This is a genomic window from Curtobacterium sp. MCSS17_006 (assembly GCF_003234215.1).
Taxonomy (GTDB): domain Bacteria; phylum Actinomycetota; class Actinomycetes; order Actinomycetales; family Microbacteriaceae; genus Curtobacterium; species Curtobacterium flaccumfaciens.
Genome location: NZ_QKSO01000019.1, coordinates 20,534 through 33,756, shown reverse-complemented (window position 1 = coordinate 33,756; position 13,223 = coordinate 20,534). Strand labels below are relative to the sequence as shown.

12 protein-coding genes are annotated in these 13,223 nt (G+C 71.1%); 5 read left to right on the top strand and 7 right to left on the bottom strand.

From position 1 onward, the window contains the following. Nucleotides 1–18: 18 nt before the first annotated feature. From DEJ21_RS16190 to DEJ21_RS16175, 4 genes are all read right to left on the bottom strand, one after another. Nucleotides 19–501: a ribose-5-phosphate isomerase gene (locus DEJ21_RS16190; RefSeq protein WP_111225286.1), complete on the bottom strand. Its 483-nt coding sequence runs from the start codon at nt 499–501 to the stop codon at nt 19–21. Then, complete coding sequence (locus DEJ21_RS16185) at nt 498–2,237, bottom strand: dihydroxyacetone kinase family protein (protein WP_111225285.1); 1,740 nt, start codon at nt 2,235–2,237, stop codon at nt 498–500. The genes DEJ21_RS16190 and DEJ21_RS16185 overlap by 4 nt, the downstream gene beginning before the upstream one ends. Nucleotides 2,238–2,309: 72 nt before the next feature. Continuing rightward, complete coding sequence (locus DEJ21_RS16180; RefSeq protein ID WP_220036586.1) at nt 2,310–3,623, bottom strand: MFS transporter; 1,314 nt, start codon at nt 3,621–3,623, stop codon at nt 2,310–2,312. A gap of 27 nt (nt 3,624–3,650) precedes the next feature. Further along, a complete protein-coding gene (locus DEJ21_RS16175; RefSeq protein ID WP_111225284.1) occupies nt 3,651–4,781 on the bottom strand; it encodes a zinc-binding dehydrogenase in 1,131 nt (376 codons plus the stop codon). Nucleotides 4,782–4,888: 107 nt separating this feature from the next. Here DEJ21_RS16175 and DEJ21_RS16170 point away from each other — a divergent pair, with 107 nt between their 5' ends. Then, nucleotides 4,889–5,746 (top strand): GolD/DthD family dehydrogenase, encoded by an 858-nt coding sequence (locus tag DEJ21_RS16170; RefSeq protein ID WP_111225283.1) that lies wholly within the window; start codon nt 4,889–4,891, stop codon nt 5,744–5,746. A gap of 53 nt (nt 5,747–5,799) precedes the next feature. Continuing rightward, the gene (locus DEJ21_RS16165; protein ID WP_027466226.1) at nt 5,800–6,771 is read left to right on the top strand and encodes a sugar-binding transcriptional regulator; all 972 of its coding nucleotides are present in this window, start codon (nt 5,800–5,802) and stop codon (nt 6,769–6,771) included. 215 nt (nt 6,772–6,986) lie between these two features. Here the strand turns inward: DEJ21_RS16165 and DEJ21_RS16160 are convergent, their stop codons facing one another. Then, the gene (locus tag DEJ21_RS16160; RefSeq protein WP_111225282.1) at nt 6,987–7,511 is read right to left on the bottom strand and encodes a DinB family protein; all 525 of its coding nucleotides are present in this window, start codon (nt 7,509–7,511) and stop codon (nt 6,987–6,989) included. A gap of 191 nt (nt 7,512–7,702) precedes the next feature. On the opposite strand from DEJ21_RS16160, the gene DEJ21_RS16155 reads away from it, so the two are divergent. After that, complete coding sequence (locus DEJ21_RS16155; protein ID WP_111225281.1) at nt 7,703–9,235, top strand: MFS transporter; 1,533 nt, start codon at nt 7,703–7,705, stop codon at nt 9,233–9,235. 189 nt (nt 9,236–9,424) lie between these two features. Here DEJ21_RS16155 and DEJ21_RS16150 read toward each other — a convergent pair whose 3' ends face one another. Next, entirely contained in the window at nt 9,425–10,453 is a 1,029-nt protein-coding gene (locus DEJ21_RS16150; protein WP_071405048.1) for a GTP-binding protein, read from the bottom strand. Between the two features lie 45 nt (nt 10,454–10,498). Between DEJ21_RS16150 and ykgO the strand changes: the two genes are divergently transcribed. Both ykgO and DEJ21_RS16140 read left to right on the top strand, forming a co-directional pair. Then, nucleotides 10,499–10,621, top strand: a complete 123-nt coding sequence (gene ykgO, locus DEJ21_RS16145; protein ID WP_056224971.1) for a type B 50S ribosomal protein L36 — start codon at nt 10,499–10,501, stop codon at nt 10,619–10,621. A 28-nt stretch (nt 10,622–10,649) separates the two neighbouring features. After that, nucleotides 10,650–11,306 carry a histidine phosphatase family protein gene (locus DEJ21_RS16140; protein ID WP_111225280.1) on the top strand — a complete coding sequence of 219 codons (657 nt, stop codon included), beginning with the start codon at nt 10,650–10,652 and terminating at the stop codon, nt 11,304–11,306. Between the two features lie 73 nt (nt 11,307–11,379). Here DEJ21_RS16140 and DEJ21_RS16135 read toward each other — a convergent pair whose 3' ends face one another. Beyond that, the gene (locus tag DEJ21_RS16135; protein WP_111225279.1) at nt 11,380–13,107 is read right to left on the bottom strand and encodes a glycerol-3-phosphate dehydrogenase/oxidase; all 1,728 of its coding nucleotides are present in this window, start codon (nt 13,105–13,107) and stop codon (nt 11,380–11,382) included. Nucleotides 13,108–13,223 lie beyond the last annotated feature (116 nt).

The window sequence follows — 13,223 nt, the reverse complement described above, 5'->3', positions numbered from 1 at the left end:
TGTCGTGCGGAACCCTGCCTACGCCTGGGCGTCGACCCCGGCCGGTGCGCTGCCGTCGTACTCGCAGATGGCGTTGACCTTCTCGGCGCTGGCACTGGAACGGTCGAACTCGTAGCCGAGCCACTCCTTCGCCAGACGGCGGGCGAGCTCGATGCCGACGACACGCTGCCCCATGCAGAGCACCTGGGCGTCGTTCGACAGGATCGACCGCTCCACGCTGTAGGAGTCGTGCGCGGTCACGGCGCGGACGCCCGGCACCTTGTTGGCGCTGATCGCCACACCGAGGCCGGTGCCGCAGATCAGGATCGCCCGGTCGGCTTCGCCGTTCGCCACCAGGCGCGCGGCGTCCACGGCGACGTGGGGGTAGGCGGTGTGGCCGTCCGCGTCGACGCCGACGTCGGTGACGTCCGACACCCGGTCGTCGGCGAGCAGGTCGGCCTTGATGATCTCCTTGTAGTCGAACCCGGCGTCGTCGGACCCGATCACGAGACGGTACGTCATGCGTGTGTTCCTTCCTTGTCAGCACGGGCGGCGAGGACCTCGCCGATCCGCGTGAGGATCATCCCCATCGAGGTGGCACCCGCGTCGGGTGTCCCCAGGCTCTTCTCGGCCAGCGGCCTGGCCCGTCCGACCTTCGGCGTGAGGTCGGCGGTGGCCTCGGCCTGCTCGACCGCGACCCGCGCCGCGGTCTCCCACGCTGCCACGAGCGGTGCGCCGGTGTCGACGGCCCGGCGCAGTTCGTCCACGAACGGCAGCAGCGCGTCGAGCAGCGTCTTGTCCCCGCGGGACGCCCCGCCCAGGTGGACGATCGAGTCGGCGAAGGCCTGCGCCGCGTCGACGACGTCGGCGGCCTGGTACGACTCGCGGTCGTCGCCGAGGGAGCGGCCGAACGCCTCGAGTGCGGCGCCCCACAGGACACCGGAGGTGCCGCCTGCGAACGCGGCCCACGCGTCACCGGCGCGTCCGAGGACGAAGGCGACCCCGGCCTCCGGGCCGAGCCCGTCGACCGCCTTGCGCGCCGCACCGATCCCCTTGACCATGCCGCGGCCGTGGTCGCCGTCCCCGGCGACCGCGTCGATGCGGCCGAGCGTCTCCTCGTGCTCGCGCAGGAGCGCGTCCATCGCCTCGACGGCGGCTCGCACGGTCTGCGCGGCCTGCCGGGAGGCATCGGTCGCCTCCGGCACGACCGTCGCCTCGTCCTCGGCGGCGTCCACCGCGTCGGCCGGCACGAGCGTCGCGACCGGCGCCGCCACCTTGCGGTACGCGGGCGTGTAGGCGTCGGCGCGCCAGAGCCGTTCGAGTTCGTCGTCGAGCCACTGCAGCGTCAGCGAGCAGCCGCCCATGTCGAGGCTCGTGACGAGTTCGCCGACCTCGGGTTCGACGACCTGGAGCCCGGCTTCCTGCAGCAGCGGCAGCACCCGGCCCCAGAGCAGGAAGAGCTCCTCGTACTTGGTGTCACCGAGCCCGTTGAGGATCGGGGCGACCCGGGAGCCGGCGGCTGCGGGGCGGTCGGTGAGCAGCCGTTCGGCGAGCAGGGACGCCAGGTCCGTCGCCCGGAGCAGCGGGACGTCCTGGATGCCCGGCTCGCCGTGGATGCCGAGCCCCAGGCCGAGGTGGCCGTCGGGGACGGTGAACAGCGGTTCGGTCGCACCGGGCATGGTGCAGCCGGAGAACGCGACGCCGATGGTGCGGGTCGCGGCGTTCGACGCCCGGCCGATCCGTTCGACCTCGTCGAGGTCGGCTCCCTCGGCAGCGGCGGCGCCCATCGCCTTGAAGACGGAGAAGTCACCGGCGATGCCGCGGCGCTTCGTCTCGTCGTCGGCACTGGCGACGTCGTCGGTGACCACGACGATGCGGGTGTCGATGCCCTCGGCACGCAGCCGCTCGGCCGCGAGCCCGAAGTTCATGGTGTCACCGGCGTAGTTGCCGAACGACAGCACGACACCGCGGCCCTGGTCGGCGGCCTTGGCGACCGAGTAGACCTGCGCGGTCGACGGCGAGGTGAAGACGTTGCCGACGACGGCGCCGGTGGCGAAGCCCGGGCCGACGACGCCGCAGAACGCGGGGTAGTGGCCGGAGCCGCCCCCGACGACGACGGCGACCTGCGGTGCGGCCCCCTCGGTGGGCAGGGTGACGACGCCGCCGTGGACGCCGCGGACCCGGTCGGCGTAGAGCGCGAGCCAGCCGCTCAGCTGGTCTTCGGCGAACTCGTCCGGGTCGTCGTGGATCGTGGTCATGGTGCGGGTCCTCCGGGGATGGTGGTGGGTGGTGCACCGGGCGACGACGGGACGGCCGTCGTCGCCCGGAACTCAGTGTCCTCGGTCGCCCTGCGGGACCTTGAGGAAGTGGATCATCACGAACGCGCAGGCGTACAGGCCGACGAACGTCCACGTGGCGGCCTGGCCGCCGCCGCCCAGGGCGAAGACCGCGGCGACGACGCCGGTGCCGAGGAACGCGGCGCCCCCGGCGGCCGTGGTGTACATCGCCATCGCGGCGCCCTTGTGCTCGGGGGCGAGCGCCGGCATGATCGCGCCCATCGGCACGAACCCGGCGAGCAGGCAGCCGAACACGCACCCGGCGACGACGGAGAGCACGTAGCCCCAGTCCGAACCGGCGGGGACGAGCTGCGGCACGTACCACCAGGCGATGAGCCCGAGGGCGGAGCCGACGATGCCGAACCACTTGACGGTGCGCTGCCAGCCGATCTTGTCGCCCACCCAGCCGAACAGGGCGTTGACCAGGATGTTCGTCGCGTACACGCAGACGGTCATGAGCAGCCAGCGGCTCTGGCCCCAGCCGCGCTCGTTCGCGATGACCGCGGGGAGCACGACGAACATGCCGAACTCCGGCGCGGTGTTGATCAGGCGGACGAGGAAGCCCATCAGGATCTTCGGTCGCGTGACCGTCAGGCGGATGCCGCTCGTCAGCACCTGCCAGGCGCTCTCGCCGGCGGGGGCGATGCGCGTGAACCCGTTCGGCAGCCGGACGCCGAACAGCATGATGAGGAACCCGATCACGACGAGACCGATCGAGGCGACCATCGCGCCGGTCTCACCGACCGTTCCGCCGCCGAACACCGGGATGGCACCGATCGCGAACAGCGAGCCGAGGGTCGGCAGGCCACCCGTGAAGGCGACGTAGAACCAGCCGACCGCGGAGCCGTTCCGTTCGACCGGGGTGGTGATGTTCACCCAGACCAGGAACGCGAAGGCGAACAGCGGGTAGCCGAACCCGCGCAACGCGTAGGTGACGGCGGCGAACGGGACACTGCCGGCGCCGAGTGCCAGCAGGAACAGGACCTCGAACACGACCCAGACGGCGAAGCCGAGGATCATCACGCGGCGCGGGCCGACCAGGTCGGACAGGGCCCCCGAAATGTAGCTGCCGATCAGTGCGGCCAGGCTGTAGAACGTGACGATCGTCGCCACGGTGGCCTCGGGGCTGCCGAGGACCGCCACCATGTGCGGCGTGATGAAGTTCGACTCGACGCCGTTCCCGGTCATGAAGACCAGGACGGCGACGAACCCGAGGGCGAGCGGACGGGGGATGCCCATCCGGTCCAGGCGGCCCTCGGTGCGAGGGGTCGTGGGCGCACCGGTGGCGCGCTGTGTCGTCGTTGACATGCTTGCTGACTCCAGGGGTGGGCGGGCTCAGGCCTGCAGGGACGGGATGATCGACACCTTGACGCTGGCACCGGCGGAGTCGCCGACCAGGTCGAGGGCCTCCTGGAACTGCTCGAGCGGGAACTGGTGCGTGCAGATCTCCGACATCGGCAGGGTCTCGGCCTCGAGCAGCTTGATCGCCGCCGGCCAGGTGTGCGGGCCGAGGTGGGCGCCGCGCACGTCGAGCTCCTTGTCGTCCGAGATGATCGACCAGTCCACGGACACGTCGTCCTTGAACACCGAGTACTCGACGAAGGTCCCGAGCTTGCGGAGCAGGTTCAGTCCCTGCGGCACCGCGGACGGGTGCCCGGTGGCCTCGATGTAGACGTCGGCGCCGTAGCCGTCGGTGAGCTCCTTGACCCGGGCGACCGCGTCCTCCTGGGCGATGTTGATCGTGAGGTCGGCGCCGACCTTGCGGGCCAGCTCGAGCTTCGCCTCGACCACGTCGAGCGCGATGATCCGCAGCGGGTTCTTCTGCCGCGCACCGGCGATGGCGGAGAGGCCGATCGGGCCAGCTCCGGCGATCACCACGGTGTCGCCGAACTTGATGTCCCCGCGCTCGACGGCGTGGAACGCGCAGGAAAGCGGCTCGGAGAACGCGGCGACCTGGCCGGGCAGCGCCTTCGACACCGGATGGGTCAGCGCCTTCGCCGGCACGAGCACGTACTCGGCCATCGCGCCGTCGTAGCCCTTGAAGCCGAACATGTCGTGCACGTTGCACATCCAGTACGCGCCCTCGAGGCAGTAGCGGCACTCCCAGCACGGCACGATCTGCTCGCAGGCGATCCGGTCACCGAGGGCGACGCCGCGCTTGGTCAGGGCGGCGTCGTCACCGGCGACGATCGTGCCGACGAACTCGTGCCCGGGGATGCGGTCCCGCTCGGCCCAGGCCGCACGGTTCTCGTCGCCCCAGAACTTCGCGGCGCCGTGGTAGCACTTCAGATCGCTCGCGCAGATGCCGACGGCGTCGGTGCGGAGCAGGAGTTCCCCGGAGCCGGGCGTCGGGACGGGACGCTCCTCGAGCCGGTAGTCACCGGGGCCATGGACGACGACGGCGCGCATCGTCGTGGGGATCGTGGTGGGGGCGGTCGTGGCCGCGTTCTCGGTCGTCGTCGACATGAGCTGTTCCTCCGTTGGGTGGCTTCGGCGATGACTGTACACCTTCCAGAACGTTTGTCCAGAACACAATTTCTGGTAGGTTCGGCACCGAACGCAAGGGAGCGAACATGACGACGGACTTCGCCGCGGCCCTCCGACCGGGCCCCGACACGATCGACCTGACCAACGACTTCAGCGGCCGCACGGCGGTGGTGACCGGCGGGGCGTCGGGCATCGGCAACGCCATCGCCCGGGCGCTGGCTGCACGGGGTGCCCGTGTCGCCGTCGTCGACGTCCGCGCCGACGGCGCCATGACGGCGGCGGCGGACCTGCCCACGTCCGCGGCGCCCGTGACGGCCGGGGCGGACGCCGCCACCGACGGGGCGGGCGCGGCCGCGGGCCTCCACGCCGGGTTCGCCTGCGACGTGACCGATGCCGACTCCGTGACCCGCACCGTGGCGGACGTCGTCCGGCACTTCGGCGGCGTCGACGTGCTGGTGAACTGCGCCGGCATCGCCGCGCTCGCCCCGGCCGAGGACCTGGCAGCCGAGACCTGGGCGGCGACCATCGACGTCAACCTGACCGGCACGTTCCGCGTGGCGCAGGCCGTCGGCCGGCACATGCTCGACGCCGGGTACGGGCGGATCGTGAACATCGCGTCGCAGGCGGCCCACGTCGGCATCGACGGGCACGCCGCCTACTGCGCGTCGAAGGCCGGCGTCATCGGCCTGACGACGGTGCTCGCGCTCGAGTGGGGCGGACGCGGCGTCACCGTGAACACCGTGTCGCCGACCGTCGTCCTCACCGACCTCGGCCGTGCTGCCTGGGCGAACGAGAACGGCATCCGGCACCAGGACGAGATCCCCACCGGCCGCTTCGCGACCCCCGACGAGATCGCCGCGGCCGTGCTGTTCCTGGCAGGGGAGTCGAGCGCCATGGTGAACGGTGCGGACCTCCGTGTGGACGGCGGGTTCACGATCCGCTGAGCCCTGCTCGGACTACGATCGCGGTGTCCGATCGAGTCGAAGGGTCCTGCTCCATGTCGTCCGAGAGCACCGCTGGCCCCGGCCCCGACGCGTCGCGGACCCGATTCCCACTGGACACCGTCTACCAGGCCGCGCGGATGTACTACCTCGAGGACGCCACCCAGGTCGAGATCGCCTCGCGCCTCGGTGTCTCACGCCCGACCGTCTCGCGGCTCGTGGCCGAGGCCCGCAAGGCCGGACTCGTCCGCATCGAGGTCGTCGACCCGTTCCAGGACGAGACCGTGGCACTCGCCGAACGGCTGCAGGTCGTGCTCGGGCTCCGCGCGGTGCACCTCGCCGCCGTCACCCACGCGGCCACGCTCGGCGCCGACCTGGCCGCGCCGCTGGCCGCCGCGGTCGAGGGCATGGGACTCGTCCCCGGTGACGCCGTCCTGATGTCGTCCGGTCGCACCGTGTACGACGTCGCACGGTCCGGCATGCCGACGATGCCCGGCGTGCAGCTCGTGCCGACCGTGGGCGGGCAGGCCGACCCGATGCCGTGGTTCCAGACGAACGAGATCACCCGGACGGCCGCGGAGCACTCCGGCGCGATCCCGGCGTTCCTGTTCGCCCAGGCGCTGCCGTCCCCGGCGATGCGGTCCACCCTCGACGAGGACCCGGCGTTCCAGCACGTCGTCGGGCTCTGGAGCCGCGCGAAGGGCGCGATCCTCGGCATCGGGGCGCCGACCCACACGCGGGACGCACTGGCCCGGGGCATCCCGGTCGAGGACGCCGCGTTCGACCGGGCGGCCGGCGACGTCTGCCTGAACTTCTACGCCGCGGACGGCTCGCCGATCGAGTTCCCCGGCAGTGACCGGATGGTGCGGACCTCGCGCGAGATCCTGTCGACCGTGCCGCACGCCGTCGGGGTCGCCGTGGGCAGCGCCAAGGTCACGAGCATCGTGGCCGCGGTGCGGGGCGGGCTCGTCAACGAGCTGGTGACCGACGCCGCGACGGCGCGCGCCGTGCTCGACGCACTCGCCTGAGCGCCCGATCCTTCCCATCACGCGTGCGATGGCGGGTGGATTCGGGCATACCTGGTCGTTTCTTCGTGGCAGGTACGCCCGGTTCCGGTAGGTACGCCCGGTTCCGCTAGGTACGCCCGAGTCCGGTCGGTACGCCCGGATCCGGGGGTGACCGCAGGCGGCCGGGAGGCGCGGGGCGGGGCCGCACCGGGCCTCCAGGCCGGCGGTCCCCACGTCTAGCGCGTGCGCCGCACGTCCCACAGGTGGTGCACCGGGTCGTGCGCGTAGTAGGTGGCGAGCGTCGCGACGGTGAAGGCGCTGCCGTCGGACCGGAGCCCGGTGCGCCCGAGCACCTCGTCGGGCACCGCCGCGAAGGCCCGGGCTGCGCGGTCCGCCGACTCCCGCAGCCCCCGGGCGACGACCGCGGGGTCCTGATCGCCGTAACGGTCCTCGACGGCGGTGGCGTCCTGGTCCCAGTTCGGGAACGTCGGGGCGTCCTCGGTGAGCATCAGCTCGAGGCGCTCCGCCATCTTCCGGTGCACGTCCCGCACGTGGGCGCCGTACTCGAGCGGTGACCAGGTGTGGTCGTCCGGGCGGTCACGGACGTCGTCGCGCGTGAGGACCTCGGGCCAGCCCGCGGTGTTGTCGTCGACGATGCCCGGCACGTCGCGGATCGTCACGGCGCTGCCGTCGTAGCCGCACTCGGGGCACGCGGTCTCGATGACCCACGTCCAGCTCTTCGTCTCGGGTTCGATCGCCATGGGCCGATGTTACGGGGTCGTTACTCAGCTTCCGGGTTCGCCGGACTGGTGCGGATCGGCGGCGACCCCCGTTCGGGTGACACGCCGTTCCCTGAGAATCACCGGCCAATGACATTTCGGTTGCTCGGTAACGTCGCTCGCTGTTCTGGGCCGGTTCCCGACGGCCCACCGATCTTCTCGAGGAGCAAGGCATGGGTTCCGACCCCAGCAGTACCAACACCCGACCACACCGACGGCTGCGCGAGAGCGACGTCACCGTGGTCGACAAGAGCATGATGCGACGAGCCGTCAGCGGCATGGTCGTCGGCAACACCATGGAGTGGTACGACGTCGGCGTGTACGGCTACCTGGCCGTCACGATGGGGAAGGTCTTCCTGCCGACGGCCGAACCCTCGGTGCAGATCCTGTTCAGCCTCGGTGTGTTCGCGGCGACGTACATCGCGCGGCCCCTGGGTGGCATCGTGTTCGGACGCCTCGGCGACAGGATCGGCCGGCAGAAGGTGCTCGCGACGACGCTGATCATGATGGCGGCGTCGACGTTCCTGATCGGGGCGCTCCCCGCGTACGCGACGATCGGCGTGTTCGGCCCGATCCTGCTCGTCGTGCTGAAGCTCGCGCAGGGCTTCTCGACCGGTGGTGAGTACGCCGGTGCGACGACCTTCGTCACCGAGTACGCCCCGGACCGCCGTCGCGGGTTCTTCGCGAGCATCCTGGACTTCGGCAGCTACCTGGGCTTCGCGCTCGGTGCAACCGTCGTGTCGGTGCTGCAGCTCACCCTGGGCGACGAGGCGATGACCGCCTACGGCTGGCGCTTCCCGTTCCTGGCGGCCGGTGTGATCGGTGTCGTGGCCATCTACTTCCGGCTGCGGATCGAGGAGTCGCCTGTGTTCCAGGCGACCCAGGCCGCGCAGGAGGCCGCGAGCGAGTCCCGTGCGTCCTTCGACGGTGAGCGTCCGGCCAACGTCGTCGCGATGGTCCGCCAGCACTGGCGCCCGATCGTCATCGCGATCATGCTCGTCGCCGCGTCGAACACCGTCGGCTACGCCCTGACCTCGTACATGCCGACGTACCTGACCGACTCGCTCGGGTACTCCGCCATCGACGGCACGCTGCTGACGATCCCCGTGCTCCTGCTGCTCGCGGTGATGCTCCCGTTGACCGGCAAGCTCTCCGACCGCCTCGGCCGCCGCGTCGTGATGTGGATCGGTGCCGCCACCACCGTCGTGCTCGTCGTGCCGGCCTTCATGCTCATCGGGCACGGGGCGCAGTGGTCGACCCTCGCCGGCCTCGGGCTGCTCGCGCTGATGACCGCGCTGTGGGTGTCGAACCAGGCTGCGTCGCTGCCGGCGCTGTTCCCGACCTCGACGCGGTACGGCGGCATGGGCTTCGCCTACAACATCGCGATCGCGGTGTTCGGTGGGACCACGCCCCTGATCGTGCAGGCGCTGCTCACCGCGACGGGTGACGAGCTCGCGCCGGCGTACTTCCTGATGGCGATGAGCGTCGTCGGAGCGATCGGTGTCTTCTGCATGAAGGAGTCCTCGCAGCGCCCGCTGCCCGGGTCGATGCCGGCCGTGGAGACCGAGGACGAGGCGAAGGAGCTCGTGCTCACGCAGGACACGAACCCGCACCTGGACCTCGGTGACCTGCCGTTCGCCGCGCAGGACGCGGCGGCTGCCGCTGCGCGTGAGGCTGCCGCGCGGGAGGCGTCGCCGGTGCGGTGACGCCCGCGGGGGATCGGTCGGCGGGGTGGGTCCGACCGATGTGGAACGACGGGGTCGTTGTCGTACGACAACGACCCCGTCGTTCGTTGCGTGCGCGGGCTGTTGCACCGTTCTGGGAGCGACGATGTCGCCGTCGTACGACATCGACAGTGTCGTTCGGCGTCCGCACCCGCCACGCCGCCCGCCCCCTCACTCGTGCCGGTGCTCCGACGCCGGGTCCACCGCGGGCCACACCGGGAACGGGTCCGGCCAGCCGCGCCACACGTCCGGCCCGGCGAGCAGCTCCGACGGCGTGAGCAGCGCCCCGTCGAGCGCCCGCTCGATCGCCCGGACGTCGAGTTGCTCGCCGACGAACCACAGCGCCTGCCCGATCGGGGCGTCGGCGTCCCACGACGGGTTCGCGGTGGGGTCGAGCGCGAGCATCGACCCGAAGCTCGACCACGAACCGACGTGGTCCGGCCGGGACGCCAGGCGGAAGAACCCCCGCGACCGCAGCACGCGGCCGTTCACCCCGGCGGACAGGTCGTCGGCGATGACGGACGACAGTCGTCCGGGGTGGAAGGGCAGCGGCTCCCGGTAGCGCATCGAGACCAGGGCGTCGCGGGCCTCGCGCCCGGTGTCCGCACCGCTCGACAGCGCCCGCATCCAGCCGGCACCGGTGGCGAGCACCCGCGCTGCTCCACCGTTCGAGGCCGGCAGGTCGGCGGCGCTCCGGATCGCGGGCAGGGCGACGATCACGGCCTGGGGTGCCATCCGGTGCAGCAGTGACACGAGTGCACGACGTCGACGCCCGGACAGCGGTTCGATGCGGTCGAGGGCGATCACCGTCGCGTACTCGACGAGTGCGGCCATCCGGTCCGCGGCCACGAAGGCGTCGTCGACGTCCGACCACAGCAGGTGCGCGACGTCGTCGGCCCGCAGCACCCCGACGACGTGCCGCAGCACCCGGTCGTCGCCGGTCTCGGACCGTGCCGCGTTGGCGAGCAGCATGCCGACGGCTCGGGCATCGGCTCCCGGGTGCAGGGTGACGACGAGCCCGTGGCCTGCGTCGGGTCCGCAGACCCGGTCGAGCTGGTCGGCCCGGTCGGCCACGGCGCGGGCGGTGGCGAAGGCACTCCCGGCGACGTGCATCCGGTGTCCGTCCGAGATCCGGGCGGCGACGCGGTCGGCGTCGACCTGGTGCAGGGCGGTGACGAGGGTGATGGCAGCAGCACGCATGTCCGCTACTGTAACTGAAAACCGTTATCAACAAGGAGGCTCGTCGTGAAGGTCCGCAACTCCCTCAAGGCCCTGAAGAAGATCCCCGGCTCGCAGGTGGTCCGACGCCGGGGTCGCGTCTACGTCATCAACAAGAAGGACCCCCGCTGGAACACCCGGCAGGGCTGACGTCAGCGGCGGTCCGTAGGGTGGCGGCATGCGACTGCTGCTCATCCGCCACGGCCAGACCCCCGCGAACGTGCACGGCATCCTCGATGCCGTGGTGCCCGGACCGGGGCTGACCGAGCTCGGGCAGCAGCAGGCCGACGCCCTGCCCGCAGCGCTCGCCGACCGGGGGATCGAGCGACTGTTCGTGTCGTCGATGGTCCGCACGCAGATCACCGCGGCGCCCCTCGCGACCTCGCTCGGCCTCGAGCCCGTGGTGCTGCCGGGCCTGCGTGAGATCGAGGCGGGCGACACCCAGGGCAAGAGCGACACGGTGTCCGTGCAGACCTACATCTCCACCGTGCACGGCTGGTCCGGCGGTGACCGGACGACCCGGATGCCCGGTGCGGAGAGCGGCGTCGAGTTCTTCGAGCGCTACGACGACGCCGTCCGGCAGATCGAGGCCGCCGGGGTCGCGGTCGCCGCCGCCGTCAGTCACGGTGCTGCGATCCGCACGTGGGCGAGCGCAGCTGCGCAGAACACCCCGGACCACTTCGGCACGAAGCGCCACCTGGAGAACACCGGCATCGTCGAGCTCGAGGGCTCGTTCGCCGACGGCTGGCGCCTGGTCGACTGGGAAGGCGAGCCGGTCGGCGGCGACCAGCTCATCGACCGCACGGCGCTCGACCCCACCGGTGAGCGTTTCTGACGCGACCAGCAGACAGACGGGAGGCGCGGTGCCAGCTGGCACCGCGCCTCCCGTCTGTGGTCGGTCGCGTCGACTACGCGAGCTGCGACGCGGACGTCAGCGGCACGATCACGCCGTGCGACTCACGCAGCACGTCGAGCGTGCGCTGGACCTCGTCCGCGCGCTCCTCGGTCGTCCAGCCGAGCGCCTCGGCGAGCACGTCGGCCAGCTCGTCGAGCAGGTCGATCGTGACCCCGCCGACGAACGCCAGGTTCGTGCGGCGCAGGACGACGTCGACCAGGTGGACGGCCTGCTCGTGGCGGGCGAAGTACGCGACCTCTGCGCGGGTGAGCGACGGGTCGGACTCGAGCGGCTCGACCGGGCCGTCGGTCAGGACGTCCACGACCTCGGCGGCACGGGTGCCGTAGCGCTCGAGCAGCCCCTCGACCAGGGACTCGTCCAGGCCGTCGCGGTGTGACTTGATCCACAGGGCGCGCTGGGCGTCCGTGGTCGGGAACTCCTTGCCACCGCCGATCGGCATGCCGGTGGTGTCGACCTTGCGGCTCATGCCGAGCTTGGTCGTCGCTTCGGTGGACAGGTGTGCAGCGAGGGCACGGAAGGTCGTCCACTTGCCACCGACGAGCGACAGCACGGTCGACTTCGGCAGCCCGGCGATCTGCGTGTCCACGATCCGGTAGTCACGGGACACGAAGCCGGGGGCGGTGTCCTCGTGGCGGGGGAGCGGACGGATGCCGGAGTAGCTGTAGACGATGTGGTCGCGGGTGACGTCGATCTGCGGGAACACGTGCTTGACGAGCCCGAAGAAGTAGTCGATCTCCTCGTCGGTCGTCGTGACCGGCTTCGAGGGGTCGGCGTCGATGTCGGTCGTGCCGATGAGCACCCGGCCCTTGAGCGGGTAGATGAGGACGATGCGGCCGTCGTCGTTCTCGAAGAACAGCTCGCGGCCCTTGGTGGCCTCGAGCAGCTCGTCGTTGTGCACGACGATGTGCGAGCCCTTCGTGCCGCCCATGAACTTCGTCTCGCCGCCGAACGCCTCGTTCGTCAGGTCGGTCCAGGGACCGGAGGCGTTGATCACGACGTCGGCCGTGAAGACGAACTCGTCGCCGGTCTCGCGGTCACGCAGCAGGACGCCGCCGTCGCGGGTGCCGGCTGCCTCGACGTAGTTGACGGCGCGTGCCTTGTCGGCTCCGGCAGCCAGGCCGTCCTTCAGGACGTCGAGGGCCAGGCGCTCGGGCTCGTGCACGCTCGCGTCGTAGTAGGTGCCCGTGTACTTCAGGTCCTTGTTGAGGGCGGGCATGTCCTCGAGCGCGGCCTTCTTGGTGCGGAAGACGTGCTTCGGGACAGAGCCACCGTCACGCGAGAAGGAGTCGTAGATCGTCATGCCGATCTTGATGAGCATCGCGCCGCGCTCCTTGGTGGAGCGCTGCTTGTGCGTCAGCATGCGCAGCGGGGCGTTCATGATGCCGGAGAACGTCGAGAAGATCGGCATGGTCGTCTGCAGCGGCTTGACGTAGTGCGGGGCGATGCGGATCAGGCCGTTGCGCTCCTGCACGCTCTCGCGCACCAGGCGGAACTCGCCGTTCTCCAGGTAGCGGATGCCGCCGTGGATCATGTGGCTCGAGGCCGCGGAGGCGCCGGAGGCGTAGTCGCCACGCTCGACCAGGGCGACGTCGACGCCCTGGAGCGCCAGGTCGCGGAACGTCGCGATGCCGTTGATGCCGCCGCCGACGACGAGGACCTGCGCGTTCGGGCGCTCGGTGAGGGCGGTCACCGTGTTCCGGGGCTGTGTCTTCTTCGACATGGTTCGTCGCTTCCTTCGTCTGTTCGTGGGGTCAGGATCGATCGTGCGCTCGTTCGACAGGGCGGGCAACTTGCGTGCACGAACGTGCAGCACACGTGTCGTCCAGGCCCGACACG

Coding starts and splice junctions, on each gene's coding strand:
- DEJ21_RS16190 (WP_111225286.1), bottom strand. CDS start 501: ATGACGTACCGTCTCGTGATCGGGTCCGACGACGCCGGGTTCGACTAC.
- DEJ21_RS16185 (WP_111225285.1), bottom strand. CDS start 2,237: ATGACCACGATCCACGACGACCCGGACGAGTTCGCCGAAGACCAGCTG.
- DEJ21_RS16180 (WP_220036586.1), bottom strand. CDS start 3,623: ATGTCAACGACGACACAGCGCGCCACCGGTGCGCCCACGACCCCTCGC.
- DEJ21_RS16175 (WP_111225284.1), bottom strand. CDS start 4,781: ATGTCGACGACGACCGAGAACGCGGCCACGACCGCCCCCACCACGATC.
- DEJ21_RS16170 (WP_111225283.1), top strand. CDS start 4,889: ATGACGACGGACTTCGCCGCGGCCCTCCGACCGGGCCCCGACACGATC.
- DEJ21_RS16165 (WP_027466226.1), top strand. CDS start 5,800: ATGTCGTCCGAGAGCACCGCTGGCCCCGGCCCCGACGCGTCGCGGACC.
- DEJ21_RS16160 (WP_111225282.1), bottom strand. CDS start 7,511: ATGGCGATCGAACCCGAGACGAAGAGCTGGACGTGGGTCATCGAGACC.
- DEJ21_RS16155 (WP_111225281.1), top strand. CDS start 7,703: ATGGGTTCCGACCCCAGCAGTACCAACACCCGACCACACCGACGGCTG.
- DEJ21_RS16150 (WP_071405048.1), bottom strand. CDS start 10,453: ATGCGTGCTGCTGCCATCACCCTCGTCACCGCCCTGCACCAGGTCGAC.
- DEJ21_RS16140 (WP_111225280.1), top strand. CDS start 10,650: ATGCGACTGCTGCTCATCCGCCACGGCCAGACCCCCGCGAACGTGCAC.
- DEJ21_RS16135 (WP_111225279.1), bottom strand. CDS start 13,107: ATGTCGAAGAAGACACAGCCCCGGAACACGGTGACCGCCCTCACCGAG.